Here is a 14,805-nt window from a genome sequence, read left to right on the forward strand (position 1 = left end):
AGAATTTCAATGACCGCTGCGCCCCTGCGCCATGCCATTTCAAGTGAACTGGAAATCAGCCGACTTGTGACAGGTTTGTGGCAAGTTGCCGATATCGAAAAAACCGGTGACCTGCTGGACCCGGACAAGGCAGCTGACCACCTTGAGACCTATTTCAACGCCGGTTTTTCGACGTTTGACATGGCCGATCATTACGGCAGTGCAGAACTCATTGCGGGCCGCCTGCTCACTCGCCATCAAGACGCGCACAAACCGCAGATTTGTACAAAATGGTGCCCGGAACCCGGCCCAATGACCCCAGACGTCGTTCGTGCTGGCGTTCAGGAAAGGCTGGATCGGCTTGGAACCGATTGTATCGATCTGTTGCAGTTTCACTGGTGGAGCTTTGAACACCCAGCATGGCTCGACGCGCTTCATGAAATGACCAGGCTAAGAGAAGAAGGCTTGATTAAAGCCCTTGGCGTCACGAATTTCGACGCTGCGCATTTGCGACTTGCTCTTGCTGACGGCATCCCTCTTGCGACAAATCAGGTTTCCTTCTCGATGGTCGATCGCCGTGCGCTGGGCCAACTTTCAGACCTTTGTGCCTCTTTCAATGTAAGCCTTCTGGCCTATGGCACCTTGTGTGGCGGCTTCCTGTCCGATCGCTGGCTTGGTCAGCCAGAACCATTGGATCTGACGGACTGGTCGAAGATGAAATACAAACGGTTCATCGACGCCGCCGGGGGGTGGGCCGGATTCCAGAACATTCTTGAGGCAGCTGCAGAAGTTGCAACAAAACACCAAGTTTCATTGGCAAATGTCGCGACACGGTGGGTTCTGGAACAGGCAGCGGTTGCAGGCGTCATTGTTGGTGCTCGCCTTGGTGAGAGCGAACACATTAGCGACAATGCCAAACTGTTTTCCTTCGCGCTGGAAACAGAAGACCGGGAACGTCTCGACCAGGCGTTCAAGACCACCCACGATGTTCCCGGCGATTGTGGTGATGAATACCGACGGCCACCCTTTTTAACGGCGTCGGGAGACTTGAGCCATCACCTGGCGGAAATGCCCTTGGCACATAGTGCCGTGCCTGTGGATCATAGACCCGGCGCAACCCGCGTTTTAACCGGATCGGACTGGGAAGAAATCGCCGGTTACTGTCGTGCCCACAGGATCGGTGACCGGATCCTGGTTTCTGGCACCACAGCTGTTGCAGGCTTGTCTCGCGCAGTTGCACCTGGCGATGCGGCGGCTCAAACGACCTATATCCTCGACAAGATACTTGCCGCACTTTCAGCGTTGGGGGCGTCGGCGCAAGATGTTGTCCGCACGCGCATCTACATCGTTGAAGAAGACGATGTCCTCGACATTTCGAAAGCACATGGACGTGTGTTTTCCGATATCAAACCTGCAAATACGCTTGTCGTTGTTGCAGGACTTATTGGAGATCACAGGGTTGAAATTGAAGCCGAAGCTTTGCTGGTCGGGTCATCTGCTATGTCCGACTGATTGCCCTGCAAGCCGACCAAGGACAACGGCGCTCAACAATCCGTTTCCAGAAAGATAGCCGCTGTCAGACCGGCCCGACACACCACAGGCGGCACCGCCACAGGCATGCAGATTGGGAAATACGGTTCCGTCTGTTCGGAGAACGCGTGCGTTTTCATCCGTTCGCAGACCGCCCTGTGTGTGAAACAATGCGCCGGTTACCCGGACCCCACAAAATGGAGCGGCGAGTTGCTCCGATACGAATTCACGACCGAATTCGTCTTTCCCCCTTGTGGGAAGCGTCGCCATCGTTTTCAAAAACGGTTCGACGGGCAAGCCCAGTTCTTGTGCCAGTCCTTCCAGCGTTTCGCTGACCTTGACCGCACCAACGCCCTCAGCTTGCTTGAAGTCCTCAAACTGCCTGGCAATTGCGGCAATTCGACTGTCAAATATGGTGAAAGCAATCCCCTCTGGCTGTGCCAGCACCGCACGTGCAGCTTCAGAGTAGCCCTGCGCTTCGTTCCAGAACCGCAAACCATCGCTGTTGACCTGGACACCTCCTTGAGCAATCACGGCCCAAGTGATCAAGATTCCATGCGGGTGAGCAACATTGCCATGTCCCTGATAGGCTCCCAGATTGTTTAGTTCAGCACCAATCTCTTGCCCCCAAAGGAGCGCTTCCCCCCGATTGCCGTCGTGGCCAAACCAAAGTCCGCCTTCTATGTCAGGCAGGAGCTGGCGAACCAGGTCCCGATTACCGCCAAAACCATTGCACGCAAGGATCAGTTTTTTGCACCCGATAGTCTCGGCACCGCCATCGGGACGTCTGACCGCAATACCCAGAACATTCCCGTCTTTGCAAAAAAGACGCGCCGCACGACGCTCACAAATAATATCGATATCGCAGCGTTCGCAGGTTGACCTCAAAGCATTGATCAATTCGGCTCCGGATCGCGTCGGCAACCCGTGCATTCGGTGACGACTATGGCCTGGATATTCAAAGTTCGTTATGACCGAGAGCGGAAGCTGATACCTGTCGCTGAGCCAGTCTATTGTTGGTCCGGCGTTTTTCGCCAGGCGCTCAACCAACAACTGCTCGTTCTCATGCTTTGCCTTTGCCTGAATGTCCGCAGCAAAGAGCGTCGCATCATCCTCAATACCTTCTGCCGTCTGAAGCTTGGTGCCAGCAGCGGGAATGAGTCCTGCAGAAAGCGCAGTTGACCCACTGGGTACAGCGTCTGCTTCAACAACCAATACCGATTGCCCGGTTTCATGTGCCGCGAGAGCGGCAACCAACCCGGCAGCACCTGCACCGATAATCAAGGTCTCGCAATCTAGATCGAATGCGTCAGGCGGTGCGGCGACATCAACTGTCATTTCGGTCATAGGCAACGCCTTTGGCAAGCATGTCAGCTGTGCCGATCACGTCATTCAACCCGTTGAAATCGAACATTTTGTCCGCAAAGGGCCGGTTGCTGCCGTTCTGACGAAGGCTTTCATAGTACTCAACCGCCGTCCGTCCAATCGCGCGTACGATCCCGCCTGGGAATATGACGATCGAATATCCTTGTTCTTCCAGATCGTCAGCTCCGGTGATCGGCGTTGCTCCACCTTCCACCATATTGGCAAGCAAGGGAACGCGAGGTGCAAATATCTGTGCGATCTCTGTGAGCTGTTCCCGCGATTGCGGAGCCTCGATGAAAAGCACATCAGCACCGGCTTCAAGGTATGCGTCAGCGCGATCTATCGCAGCCTGAAAGCCTTCAACCGCAATTGCATCAGTGCGCGCAATGATCAGCGTGTCTTCAGAGCTGCGGGCATCTGCCATTGCTCTGACCTTACCCGCCATCTCATCAGCTGGTATCAGGGACTTGTCTGCCAGATGTCCACATCGCTTCGGGTAGGTTTGGTCTTCCACCTGCAGTGCGGACGCCCCTGCTCGCTCATATAGGCGCATGGTGCGCTGTGCGTTCAGCGCATTTCCGAACCCGGTATCTGCATCGATAATCACCGGCAATTCAGTTCGGTCAGCGATCAACGCCATCGTGTCAGCCATTTCAGTGACTGCTGTCAGACCGATATCCGGTCGGCCAAGACGAGTATAGGAAACAGCTGCGCCACTCAAATAAAGCGTTTCAAACCCGGCGGCTGCAGCCAGGGACGCCGTGAGGCCGTCATAAACACCAGGGGCAACCAGAATGTTGCTTTGCTGAAGACGAGATTTAAGGCTCATGCGGCTGCCTCCAACCAGGCTGACGCATCTTTGCAGCTCATCTGGTGAGTGACCGTTGCAAGCGACAGGAGTGTTGCCTGGTGCACATCATCCTTGAATGCCGCACTGCCATCGGTCAGGAGCATCGTGTCGATGTTGCGCAAGTGTGCGTCTCGCAAAGTGGACGCAACGCCGCCGTTGGTCACGATGCCACCGACAATAAGGTTATCGATACCGACAGCTCTCATGATGTACTCAAGCCTGGTTTGATAGAATGCCGAATAAGCCACCTTCTCCACAACGAAATCCGCCGGGAAAAGTTCGTCTACCAGCGTGTTGCCGAAACTCCCCGGTGCAAAGTCTCCCTTGCCGAGAAAGGGGCGCAGTTTCTTCAAGTGAGGCGCAATGAGCGGTTCCCCGTGCGCATCGGGTACTAGAGTAAACTGCGCCGAGATATAGTGACCTCCACGATCCCGCAAAGTTTTGACCAAAGGTGCAATGCGTTTCGGAAGTGCAGCTATTGAATCTGCGCGCTGTCCTGCCCGACCGTAGGCTCCTTCTGGATGAAGAAAGTCGTTCTGCAGATCAATCGTCAGGAGTGCCGTCCTGGCCAGATCCCAGTTTGTCGGCTCATTCACGATGGGACCTCCGTGGGTTCGATAATGGTGTTTCCAAAAGCATCGACGCGTGCCTGAAGATTTGGCTCAACCAGAACTGTTGTGTCGGGCTGTTCCAATATGGCCGGCCCTTGGATCACGGCACCAACTGGAAGCGTTAGTCGGTCGTAAATCAACGTGTCATGCCAAGTGTCATCGAAATGAACCTGCCGGCTGTTTTTCGGAGAGACAGCACCTTCAACGGCTGGCGCGAGCGTTTTCAAGTCAAATTTGGGGCGTTTGCCGGTGACTGCGCTCCGCAAATTAAGAATCCGGCGAATACCGTTCTTCAACAGCCTTCCAAACGTGCCTTCATAGGCCCGATCGAAGGCGACCTCGATTTCAGATCGAGTTGGTGGAAAAACCACTCCGTCTTTAACCTGAATGTCCAATGGCACGGAGACAGTGTGTGTCTGCCCAACATAAGCCATATCCAGCTCAAAGCTGTACTCGCGTGCTTCGAAGTTGGTGCGTGCCGCATCTAACATTGCCTGTCCACGATCGGAATGCGCCTGCATGAACTGACCAAGAGCTTCCTCGTCCAGCGCTGAAACCAGTGAGTTGATCGTTTGAACAAAGTCCTGGCGCATATCCGCAATGACGCACCCCATGGCCGATGTCACACCTGGATATCGGGGCACCATAGCTTTGGCGATCCCGACATCGGCAAGCATTGCGCCTGCATGCAACGCCCCGCCACCACCAAATGGCATAAATGCGAAGTGTTTCGGATCGAAACCTCGCTCGATGGACACCAACCGGATGGCGCCAGCCATGCGCGAATTGGCAACGCGTAGAATTGCTTCGGCAGCCGCTAGTGTTTCAAGCCCAAGAGGCTCGCCGACATGTTTGTCGATGGCCTTTGCTGCAGCATCTACATCAAGCCTGGCAAGCTTGCCGCCAATTGGATTTTCAGGGTCGATCCGACCAAGAACGACATTCGCATCGGTTACCGTGGGCCGCGTGTTGCCCAAACCATAGGCCACCGGCCCTGGATCAGAACCTGCGCTTTCCGGTCCGATATTGAGGAGCCCTCCCTTATCAACCCAGGCAATCGACCCGCCACCAGCCCCGATCGTCGTAATTTCGATCATCGGTGTTCGAACCACCATCCCGAAATCAATGGAAGTTTGCGGTGACAGCATTGAGTGACCTTGAGAGATCAGGGACACATCAAAACTGGTTCCGCCCATATCTCCCGTAATGACATTGTCGAAGCCAGCTGAAGACGCAATGTAACCGGCTGCGATCACTCCGGCAGCTGGACCTGACAAAGCAGTGCGTACCGGCAAACGGCACGCAGTATCCACTGCCATGACCCCGCCATTGGATTGCACTATCATGAATTCGCCGTCGAAACCGCCCGACTTGAGCGCACCCTCCAGACGATCCAGATACCCGGAAACTTCGGGCTGCAGGTAGGCATTCAGGGCTGTTGTGGAAAATCGCTCGAATTCGCGGATTTCCGGCAGGATCTCCGAAGACGCCGAGACATGAGGGTTCGGCCAGATCTCGCGAACGACATTGACTGCAGCCGTTTCGTTTTGTGGATTTGCATATGCGTTGGCAAACAAGATCGCAACCGCTTCGCAGCCTTGCTCTTTCAATTGTTTGGCAGCGGCCCTAACGGCCTCAAGATCGACCGGAGTGCGGATTGAACCGTCGGCAAGCGTCCTTTCAGGAACTTCCAGACGATTGCGCCGATCCACGACCGGTTCGAAATCTCCGCGTAAGCCCCAGGTACGGGGCCGGTCTCGGCGACGCATTTCCAGAACATCTCGCAGACCTTCGGTACAAATGACGCCTGTGGTTGCACCCTTGCGCTCGAGCAAGGCGTTGGTTCCTGCTGTTGTTCCGTGAACCACGACAGATATCCCGGCAAGGTCAGAAACCTGTCGGGCGATACCATCCAGAAATCCGCCCGACTGATCTGGACGGGTTGTCGGCACCTTGGCAACGGACGCACTGCCATCCGTTTCGTTCAAAACAAAGACGTCCGTGAAAGTGCCGCCGACATCGACGCCAATCATGCGCACACTCATTGGGAGACCTCCCGCCAGGCAACTCCATATAGGCGGTCTGCTGTAGCTGGGTTCACAAGGCCTCGGGCAACATCACGGGCAACATCTTCAGCAACGCGCTCATCGGCTTTTCCGTAACCACCGCCACCAGGTGTTTCCAGACGCACGCCCTGACCCTGGCGCAATTTGATACCTCGCATTTTGGATGCCAGTGGCGGTGTTTCCCAACCGTGATCCTGTTCGAAGGAAAACCTGTTCATCGCGCCGTCTTGTCCATCCGCAATCCCCTTGGGCGCGAAACGCCCCCGCTCGCCAAACAGGAATGCTTCCGCCCCGTTTTCCTCCAGCACTTCTATCTCGTAGACTGCACCCATCCCTCCTCTGTGCTTGCCAGCTCCTGAGCTGTCAGGTCTTAGCGCCCACTTTCGAAACATCACCGGATAGGCGGCCTCAAGGATTTCCATCGGTGGAATGGTCGCGGTTGAAATCGGTGCATTGCCGTGATTGAGACCATCGCTTTCCGGCGACCCGCCATGTCCACCTCCATAGAAGCTGAACATCACCCAAGGCTGACCATTGGTTCTCTTTCCGGCGATAGACAAAGCATTGATGGTGCCATAGGCGTTTGCGACAACACGGTCTGGAGCTGCCTTTGCAAAGGCTGAAAAAATGACGTCAATCATTCTAAGGATTGTTTCGGTATAGCCACCTGTCGGAGCCGGAAACTTGGCTGAGAGCAACGACCCTTCAGGCACGATCACATCGATGGGCCGCATGACGCCAGCGTTTGCCGGCAGGGTCGGAAAGATGTGTTTAATCGCGACATAGGCAGTCGCAACAGTGGTTGGCAGCGCGATATTCACCGGCCCTGCGCATTGATCCGCCGAACCGGAAAAGTCGAGCGTCATTTTGTCGTCGCTGATCTGAAGCGCTACGCGAATGGCCAGTGGCTCATCCGTTATGCCATCATTGTCGAGATAGTCTTCCGCTTCCCAGCGTCCGTTTGGCAGTTCCTTCAATTCAGACCGCATCAGAGCTTCAGCGCGATGACCCAAGGCATCTAGCGCCGACCCAACAGTTTCAGCACCATACTCCTCCATCAACTCATCCATTCGCTTTGTGCCGAGATCCAGCGCACTCAGCTGCCCGTTCAAATCTCCCATTGCGGATTGAGGTAGCCGGGTGTTGCGAAGAAGGATGTCTATGATGTCCTGGTTGACGACACCAGCGCGGGCAAGCCGCACCGGTGGAAGCACAAAAGCTTCTTGAAATACCTCAGTGGCAGCAGGGTTGTAGTTGCCAGGCACGGCCCCTCCGACATCATGCCAATGCCCGACCGAAGCAAGATAACAAAACAATTCACCGTCCCGGAAATACGGCCGGACGAGACGCATATCAGACAGGTGCGTTCCGCCAATATGCGCGTCATTGAAGATGAAAATATCCCCGTCCTGCAAGTCTCCCTCGGAGGCTGCCTTTTCGATGACCGCCTTGACTGCGAAGGCCATCACGCCAACGAAAATCGGTAGACCCGACTTGCCTTGCACCAGTGTGTCTCCAGTATCGGCATGGTAGAGACCATGGCTGGCATCATGTGCCTCGGCAATTATCGGGTTGAAAGCCGCCCGGAACAGCGTTGCGTCCATTTCATCCGCAATCTGTTCCATGCGCCCCGCCAAAACCGACAAGGTGATGGGGTCAATATCGCTCATAAACCTGCCTTTACTTCAGCAATGTCATTCCAAACGTCCTGGCGGCTGATTTTGCCCTCCACCAGTTCGAATCGATCAATAAAACGGATGTTTTCAAATGGCGTTCCGTCGAGCCATTCGCCCGACAGCGTGCCCCGGCAATAAACCAGAACTTCAGGCCCGGAACTCTGCATGACATCGAAACCCAAGTAAGCTTTCTTGACAAAGCGGTAGCGCTGCGTCGCCCACTTGATCAACGCTTCGAGCTCATGCATTGGCTGAGCACCGGGAAAAAACATGGCAAAGTCTTCTGCTAGAAACGCTTCCGCGGCCTCGATTTCACGAGCTTCCATAGTCTTAAGAAAAGCCCTGACTATCTCCCCTGCATCACCAAGGGCCGGCGCTCCTTTGCGCTGTTTGCCATCGCGCGAATAGTTGGCAGCTTTCATTTCGTGGATCATTACTGTGATCGCGTCGGGGCTGGCGGGAACGATAAGCCGAACTGCATCGGTCAATGCCGTGTGCAACCGACGCTTTTCATCCGTCCCATAACCTTCCAGGACATGCAGCTCGACAATCGGCATACCGCCTCCGTGACAAATTTGTACTATCTATAATACAGATTATTCTCTCTTGTTAATACAGAAATTTTGTATCCCAACATACAGAAGCTTGATCTTTTTAAAACCTGCTGTCACATTGAACGCGTTGCAAAGAGGACTTTACGGCGTGAATAAACCTGAAAAATCATTGCTTCCAGATGGAGCCAAGGCACGTCAGGTTTACCTCTCCCTGCGCGACCAAATCGCCGACGGCCGTCTTGAAGACGGTGAAAACCTGCCGCCCGAACAAAAGCTTGCTGAGATATATGCCGTATCTCGGGTAACTGTTCGAAGAGCACTCGATGCGTTAGCAGCAGCAGGCCTGATTGTCCGGCGGGCCGGCAGCGGAACAACGGTCAGCACGTCCGGCAAATCGGGAAAGCCGATGGCCATGAACCTGGCAACGCTGATGCCGCAGCTTGTCGAAATGGGGCAATCCACTACGGCGCGCCTGTTGTCTTTTTCATATGGTGCCGCACCGGAATTCGTCGCGAACGCTCTTAGATTGGACCCAAAGGAACAGGTTCAAATAGCAACTCGCGTACGTAGCGCGGACGAGATCCCCTTCTCTCACCTGACGACATATGTGCCGGCCACGATTGCAAGCAACTATTCAGAAAACGATCTTGCCACAACGCCTTTATTCAAACTTCTCGAGTTGAGCGGTGTCCACATCAAGGACGCCCACCAATCTGTGTCGGCAACATTGGCCGGACCCGAGGTTGCCGAGGCACTGGGCATTGCGGTTGGATCGGCTTTGCTATCGCTCCGCCGGGTCGTGCGCGACGTAAATGACAATGGAGTTGAGTTTCTCTCAGGTCTTTACCGCCCGGATATGTTTCGACTTGAAATGCCTCTCACCCGCGTTGGAGAGGAAAGTGCGCGCCATTGGGAACCGGCAATCGGCAAACCATCCGGTGAACAAGCATGACGTTGCCGCGCACGCTTTTAGACAGGCTTTGGGCCGCGCATGAAATCGTCTTGCGAGAGGACGGCGCTTCGCTCCTGTGGGTTGATAGGCACCTTGTCCACGAGGGTTCCCATCATGCCTTCAATAAGCTTGGGGTTCGTGAGATTGCTGTTGCCGAACCGGACCTGACATTCGCAGTTGTAGATCACTACGCGCCAACACGTGACCGCCAACGGATATCGAGCCCTCAGATTCAGTACATGATCGAGACACTGCGAAAAAACGCAGGCCGACACTGTTTGAAATTGTTTGACATCGACGATCCACGTCAAGGCATTGTGCACGTCGTTGGACCTGAACAGGGACTGACCCTGCCCGGCCTTCTGATCAATTGTGGCGATAGCCATACGTCCACGCACGGGGCATTCGGTGCGCTCGCATTCGGCATCGGAGCAACTGAAGTCGCTCACGTACTTGCCACGCAAACGATTTGGCAAAAGAAGCCTGCGGTAATGCGCATTTGGATTGATGGCCAGCTTGGCCCTGGCGTGAGCGCAAAAGACATCGCCCTGAACTGGATCGCTGCTCTTGGTGCGGACGGTGCGCGTGGCCACGCGATCGAATATGGTGGCAGCGCCATCCGCGACCTGACAATGGAAGGGCGCATGACCCTATGCAACCTCTCCATTGAGGGAGGCGCAAGGCTCGGTCTGATCGCACCAGACCAGACAACATTCGACTACGTTAAGGGAAGGCCTTTCGCGCCTACCGGCGCAGAATGGGAAGCGGCTGTTGAAGCCTGGAGCAGGCTTCGCTCCGATGACGACGCTCATTTTGACAAAGAAGTCCATCTGAGCGGCGATGCCATAGCACCGACAGTCACCTGGGGTACCAGTCCGGACCAAGCTATTCCCGTGACAGCGGCGATACCTGATCCAAAATCGCTTGTGAACGGCAAGGCACAGTCTGTCGAAGACGCGCTTGATTACATGCAACTGTCTGCGGGTCGCCCGATCGAGGGCACGCCGATCGATCAGGTTTTTGTTGGCTCCTGCACAAATGGGCGCATTGAGGATTTGCGCATTGCAGCTGCCGTCCTTGCAGGTCGAACAGCCAAGGTGCCAGGGCTCATCTCTCCAGGGTCTGCACAGGTCAAGACACAAGCGGAACAGGAAGGCCTGGACAAGGTTTTCATCGACGCCGGACTTGAATGGGCTTCACCTGGATGTTCGATGTGTGTCGGCATGAATGGAGATCTTGTCCAGCCTGGCAAAAGGTGTGCTTCGTCCACCAATCGCAACTTTCGCGGACGCCAGGGACCTGGTTCACTGACGCATCTGATGTCGCCTGCAATGGTGGCCGCTGCAGCTGTAACAGGAGAAATCACCGACGTTCGACCACTCTTGAAGGGGCGGTTGATATGACCTCAGGGTGGACGCAACACGAAGGCCACGCGATTGTTTTGCCGGCTCACAATATCGATACGGACCAGTTGATTCCATCCAGGTTCATGTCGACACCGCGCGATGAAGGCTATGGTAAGTTCCTGCTGCATGATCTTCGCCGGGATGCCGATGGCAACGAACACCCACATTTCCCGCTGAACCGTTTCCGAAACGCCAGCATACTTGTTGCCGGGCGCAACTTTGGCAGTGGGTCGTCCCGCGAGGCTGCTGTTTACGCTTTGGTTGATGCCGGAATCCGAGCGGTATTCGCACCGAGTTTTGGTGACATATTCTCCAGCAACGCAATCAACAACGGGATGCTGCCCGCGCAAATATCTCCAGCGGACCACATCACCTTACTTGGCTTATTGAATGAGACTTCAATGCGCGCGCAGATTTGCCTGGAGGAAAGTCACATCAGCATTGGTGAATGCAGAATAGGTTTTGAACTCGACCAGACCTGGCGGACAAAACTGATCAATGGCTGGGACGACATTGATCTGACCTTGCAGCGCAGTCAAGACATTAAAAAACATAAGAAAAATCTTGAGCAATCGACGCCGTGGGTCCTTCCCGCAGCAAATCGACAACGATGTTGAAGCAACCAGCAACCTAAGCATCAGGGCATTGCCTGAGAACCAGAGGGATAAGGCATAAAGCCAACCCTAAAGTGGAGTGAGACTATGAAAAGACTAATACTTGCCGGTCTTGTCGCCGGCTCGGCTCTGTTCTCTGCCTCAGCACTGGCGGAAGACAAAATCACAGCAGTTCACGCATTTCCAGAAACGCTGATCTACACCAAAAGCTTCCTGTCCTTCGTAGACAAAGTGAACGAAGCCGGAAAGGGTGTGGTGCAAATTGAAGTCCGTGGGGGTCCTGAGGCCATCGGCATGTTCCAACAGCCTGACGCGGTTCGCGATGGTATTGTGGACATGGTCTATACGCCTGGTTCGTTTTATGGCGGAGCACTTCCCGAAAAAGATGCCATGGTCGCGTCCAACCTGACAGCAGTCGAGACCCGTGAAAACGGCGGCATTGAGCTTATCGATCAGATCCATCAGGAAAAGATGGGATTGAAGTACCTTGGCTGGTTCGACAGTGGGGTCTGCTACAATCTTTGGACCAGAGACGAGCCAACCTTTGACAAGGACGGCAACCTTGAAGTTGAAGGCCTGAAACTGCGCGGCAACAACGTCTACAATGCGTTCTTTACCAACTATCTCGGCGCACAGGTTATCGATCTCCCAACTGGTGAAGTCTATTCCGCCCTTCAGCGCGGCGTTGTTGATGCAACTGGCTGGACCCAGATCGGTCTCATCGACCTGAAATGGAACGAGTTCCTGAACTATCGCATCGAGCCCTGCTTTTTCTCCACAGACCTTGGCGTCATCGTCAATCTTGAGAAGTGGAACTCTCTTTCCGATGAATCCAAAAAGATCCTTCAGGACGTCGCCATCCAGCACGAAAAGGATAGCGTTGAAGCCCTTCGCGCCAAACGCGATGAAGACTTTGCTGCTCTCGATGCTGCGGGCATGACAGCTATCTCCCTGGAAGGAGAGGCCAAGGCCAATTACCTCGCCGCCGCGCGTGAAAAGACCTGGGAGCGGATGAAGGGCCTGATGGCAGAACAGCCAGGTGGCACCGGAAACTATGACCGGTTGATCGAACTGTTCTACGATCTGAATTCGGCCAAATAAGTGAATAGCAGGCCCGCTTAGCAGCGGGCCTGATCATCTGGCATCCAGGTATTTTTTATGAGCGGTCTTATTAGGTCTTACAGGTTATTGATCAATGCCATGGCCTTTGTCGCCGGAGCCACGCTTGTTTGGCTGATGGTATCGGTCGTGGTTTCGGTTCTGATGCGCAATCTTGGCCTTCAACCCTTCGCCTGGCTTTTCACCTCTTCTGAATATGGACTGCTCTACATGACCATGCTTGGTGCACCCTGGTTGGTACGCGAAAAGGGGCATGTTCACATTGAGCTGGTCACCTCAATCTTGCCTGAAACGTTCCGCCGTGTTGTCAGTCGGTTGGTCGCATTTGCGTGTGTGGTTGTGTGCATCATTCTAGCCTGGAAGGGGCTGGAACTGTTTTTGAAAAATATTGAACGCGGTGACTATGACACCCGCGCCTATTACTATCCACGATGGCTGCTGACAGTCGCGTTCCCCGTAAGCTTCGGCTTGATGGCAATTGAATTCTTCCGCTTTGTAACGGGCTCCGATCTCATGCACACCGGCGAAGCGGGGATCCACGAATAATGGAATGGTACGAAGCGCTGGCCCTGCTGATCGGGGTAATCGTATTCCTCATGGCCATGGGCATGCCGGTTGCGCTGGCGTTTCTCGCCGCGAACATCATCGGCGCCTGGGTGTTCATGGGTGGTGAACGCGGCATCGGACAGTTGCTCAACAATGGCCTTGGCTCACTGACGAAATTCGCCCTTGTTCCGATCCCTTTGTTTCTGCTTATGGGAGAAATCTTTTTCCATACGGGCCTTGGCGGGCGCATGTTCAATGCGATCGACCGACTGCTGGGTCGCCTTTCCGGCCGGCTGAGCTATGTTACCGTCCTGGGAGGGACGGCTTTCTCGACATTGTCCGGATCGTCGATGGGCTCAACTGCTCTGCTCGGCTCACTTATGGTGCCGGAGATGAACAGGCGTGGATACAAGCCTCACATGAGCATCGGCCCAATCCTGGGAACGGGTGGCCTTGCAATCATCATCCCGCCTTCTGCACTTGCAGTTCTACTGGCCACACTGGCGCAAATTGACGTTGGAGCGTTGCTGATCGCCGGTGTGATACCCGGGTTGATCCTGGCGTTTTTCTATATCGGTACGATCTGGCTTCAAACGCGATTGGATCCGAACGCGGCCCCTGCTTACGACGTTGAACCACTGTCTTTCATGAGTAAGGTCACACTGCTTCTGCGCGAAGTCGTGCCAATGGTTGGCGTTATGGTCGTCATCATCATCTTGATGATCAACGGTTTCGTGACACCTTCCGAAGCGGCCGCCTTCGGCGCGCTCGGCGTGATTATCCTTGCAGCCGTTTTCAGGTGCCTGACTTGGGAGGCGATGCGCAAGTCCGTGACAGGTGCTTTGAAAGTAACGCTGATGGCCTATCTGATTGTCTTCGGATCTGCGACATTCAGCCAGCTTCTCGCCTTTTCCGGTGCTTCGCGCGGATTGGTCAATTGGGCTATTTCCTTTGAGTTGGCACCAATCGCCATGCTTATGGTCATGTTTGCGGTGCTGTTGCTTCTCGGCATGTTCATGGAACAGATTTCCATCATGCTCTTGACCGTGCCGATATTCTTTCCTCTGGCAATGAACCTTGGCTTTGAACCGATATGGTTTGGCCTGATCATGCTGTTGGCGCTTGAGATCAGTTTTACAACACCCCCGTTCGGGCTGTTGCTGTTTGTTATGAAGGGTGTTGCGCCACCTGGAACGACCATGCGCACGATTTACACATCCGCCTTTCCGTTTATCGGTTGCTCGCTGTTGCTCGTGGTTCTTCTCGTCGTTTTTCCTGAACTCGCACTATGGTTGCCCGGCCTTTAGACGAGCACCGAGCAACGCTAGTTTGATAGCGTAGCCTGCTGACCTATTTTGTGACGTGAGATGTTCAATACCCAAGGACCCAGCGTGAAACTCGGGCAAGACATGAATGGAGTTTGCTTAAGGGTCGTTGGGTTCCCGATAATCTTGCTTTTGTTCTTTTGCTCAACGGTCACTGCACAAACAGTTAGAGAGTCCGATCTCAAGCCTGTTGATTGGGTTCAACAAGCCGT

Annotated in this window: 13 protein-coding genes; 7 read left to right on the forward strand and 6 right to left on the reverse strand. The window is 54.5% G+C overall.

What is annotated here, in order from left to right:
* The first annotated feature begins 9 nt into the window (after positions 1–9).
* The gene (locus K1718_RS16140) at positions 10–1,491 is read left to right on the forward strand and encodes an aldo/keto reductase (RefSeq protein WP_265681560.1); all 1,482 of its coding nucleotides are present in this window, start codon (positions 10–12) and stop codon (positions 1,489–1,491) included.
* On the opposite strand, the gene K1718_RS16145 is transcribed toward K1718_RS16140, so the two are convergent.
* From K1718_RS16145 to K1718_RS16170, 6 genes are read right to left on the reverse strand one after another with little or no spacing between them, the layout of a single operon-like run.
* The gene (locus K1718_RS16145) at positions 1,471–2,856 is read right to left on the reverse strand and encodes an FAD-dependent oxidoreductase (RefSeq protein WP_265681559.1); all 1,386 of its coding nucleotides are present in this window, start codon (positions 2,854–2,856) and stop codon (positions 1,471–1,473) included. The two genes, K1718_RS16140 and K1718_RS16145, sit on opposite strands and share 21 nt — an antisense overlap.
* Positions 2,837–3,703: an isocitrate lyase/PEP mutase family protein gene (locus K1718_RS16150; RefSeq protein WP_265681558.1), complete on the reverse strand. Its 867-nt coding sequence runs from the start codon at positions 3,701–3,703 to the stop codon at positions 2,837–2,839. Before K1718_RS16150 ends, K1718_RS16145 begins: the two co-directional genes overlap by 20 nt.
* Positions 3,700–4,320 carry a cysteine hydrolase family protein gene (locus tag K1718_RS16155; protein ID WP_265681557.1) on the reverse strand — a complete coding sequence of 207 codons (621 nt, stop codon included), beginning with the start codon at positions 4,318–4,320 and terminating at the stop codon, positions 3,700–3,702. The genes K1718_RS16150 and K1718_RS16155 overlap by 4 nt, the downstream gene beginning before the upstream one ends.
* Positions 4,317–6,380 (reverse strand): hydantoinase/oxoprolinase family protein, encoded by a 2,064-nt coding sequence (locus tag K1718_RS16160; RefSeq protein WP_265681556.1) that lies wholly within the window; start codon positions 6,378–6,380, stop codon positions 4,317–4,319. The genes K1718_RS16155 and K1718_RS16160 overlap by 4 nt, the downstream gene beginning before the upstream one ends.
* A complete protein-coding gene (locus tag K1718_RS16165) occupies positions 6,377–8,071 on the reverse strand; it encodes a hydantoinase B/oxoprolinase family protein (protein WP_265681555.1) in 1,695 nt (564 codons plus the stop codon). Before K1718_RS16165 ends, K1718_RS16160 begins: the two co-directional genes overlap by 4 nt.
* Positions 8,068–8,634, reverse strand: a complete 567-nt coding sequence (locus K1718_RS16170; protein ID WP_265681554.1) for a nuclear transport factor 2 family protein — start codon at positions 8,632–8,634, stop codon at positions 8,068–8,070. Before K1718_RS16170 ends, K1718_RS16165 begins: the two co-directional genes overlap by 4 nt.
* Before the next feature lie 145 nt (positions 8,635–8,779).
* On the opposite strand from K1718_RS16170, the gene K1718_RS16175 reads away from it, so the two are divergent.
* The 6 genes from K1718_RS16175 (at position 8,780) to K1718_RS16200 (ending at position 14,575) form a co-directional block, all read left to right on the forward strand.
* Positions 8,780–9,583: a GntR family transcriptional regulator gene (locus K1718_RS16175; protein WP_152501932.1), complete on the forward strand. Its 804-nt coding sequence runs from the start codon at positions 8,780–8,782 to the stop codon at positions 9,581–9,583.
* On the forward strand, positions 9,580–10,986 hold the full coding sequence (gene leuC / locus K1718_RS16180) for a 3-isopropylmalate dehydratase large subunit (protein ID WP_265681553.1): 1,407 nt from the start codon (positions 9,580–9,582) through the stop codon (positions 10,984–10,986). The genes K1718_RS16175 and leuC overlap by 4 nt, the downstream gene beginning before the upstream one ends.
* Complete coding sequence (gene leuD / locus K1718_RS16185; RefSeq protein WP_265681552.1) at positions 10,983–11,606, forward strand: 3-isopropylmalate dehydratase small subunit; 624 nt, start codon at positions 10,983–10,985, stop codon at positions 11,604–11,606. The genes leuC and leuD overlap by 4 nt, the downstream gene beginning before the upstream one ends.
* A gap of 84 nt (positions 11,607–11,690) precedes the next feature.
* The gene (dctP, locus tag K1718_RS16190) at positions 11,691–12,704 is read left to right on the forward strand and encodes a TRAP transporter substrate-binding protein DctP (RefSeq protein WP_152501935.1); all 1,014 of its coding nucleotides are present in this window, start codon (positions 11,691–11,693) and stop codon (positions 12,702–12,704) included.
* A gap of 57 nt (positions 12,705–12,761) precedes the next feature.
* Positions 12,762–13,268, forward strand: coding sequence for a TRAP transporter small permease (locus K1718_RS16195; RefSeq protein WP_265681551.1), 507 nt, complete (start codon positions 12,762–12,764; stop codon positions 13,266–13,268).
* A complete protein-coding gene (locus K1718_RS16200; protein WP_265681550.1) occupies positions 13,268–14,575 on the forward strand; it encodes a TRAP transporter large permease in 1,308 nt (435 codons plus the stop codon). Before K1718_RS16195 ends, K1718_RS16200 begins: the two co-directional genes overlap by 1 nt.
* Positions 14,576–14,805: the final 230 nt, after the last annotated feature.

Source organism: Roseibium porphyridii, from assembly GCF_026191725.2.
Taxonomy (GTDB): domain Bacteria; phylum Pseudomonadota; class Alphaproteobacteria; order Rhizobiales; family Stappiaceae; genus Roseibium; species Roseibium porphyridii.

Excerpts from the sequence above, each read along its gene's own strand:
- dctP (WP_152501935.1), top strand. The coding sequence starts at position 11,691 with ATGAAAAGACTAATACTTGCCGGTCTTGTCGCCGGCTCGGCTCTGTTC.
- leuC (WP_265681553.1), top strand. The coding sequence starts at position 9,580 with ATGACGTTGCCGCGCACGCTTTTAGACAGGCTTTGGGCCGCGCATGAA.
- K1718_RS16150 (WP_265681558.1), bottom strand. The coding sequence starts at position 3,703 with ATGAGCCTTAAATCTCGTCTTCAGCAAAGCAACATTCTGGTTGCCCCT.
- K1718_RS16170 (WP_265681554.1), bottom strand. The coding sequence starts at position 8,634 with ATGCCGATTGTCGAGCTGCATGTCCTGGAAGGTTATGGGACGGATGAA.
- K1718_RS16165 (WP_265681555.1), bottom strand. The coding sequence starts at position 8,071 with ATGAGCGATATTGACCCCATCACCTTGTCGGTTTTGGCGGGGCGCATG.
- leuD (WP_265681552.1), top strand. The coding sequence starts at position 10,983 with ATGACCTCAGGGTGGACGCAACACGAAGGCCACGCGATTGTTTTGCCG.
- K1718_RS16160 (WP_265681556.1), bottom strand. The coding sequence starts at position 6,380 with ATGAGTGTGCGCATGATTGGCGTCGATGTCGGCGGCACTTTCACGGAC.
- K1718_RS16140 (WP_265681560.1), top strand. The coding sequence starts at position 10 with ATGACCGCTGCGCCCCTGCGCCATGCCATTTCAAGTGAACTGGAAATC.
- K1718_RS16195 (WP_265681551.1), top strand. The coding sequence starts at position 12,762 with ATGAGCGGTCTTATTAGGTCTTACAGGTTATTGATCAATGCCATGGCC.
- K1718_RS16200 (WP_265681550.1), top strand. The coding sequence starts at position 13,268 with ATGGAATGGTACGAAGCGCTGGCCCTGCTGATCGGGGTAATCGTATTC.
- K1718_RS16145 (WP_265681559.1), bottom strand. The coding sequence starts at position 2,856 with ATGACCGAAATGACAGTTGATGTCGCCGCACCGCCTGACGCATTCGAT.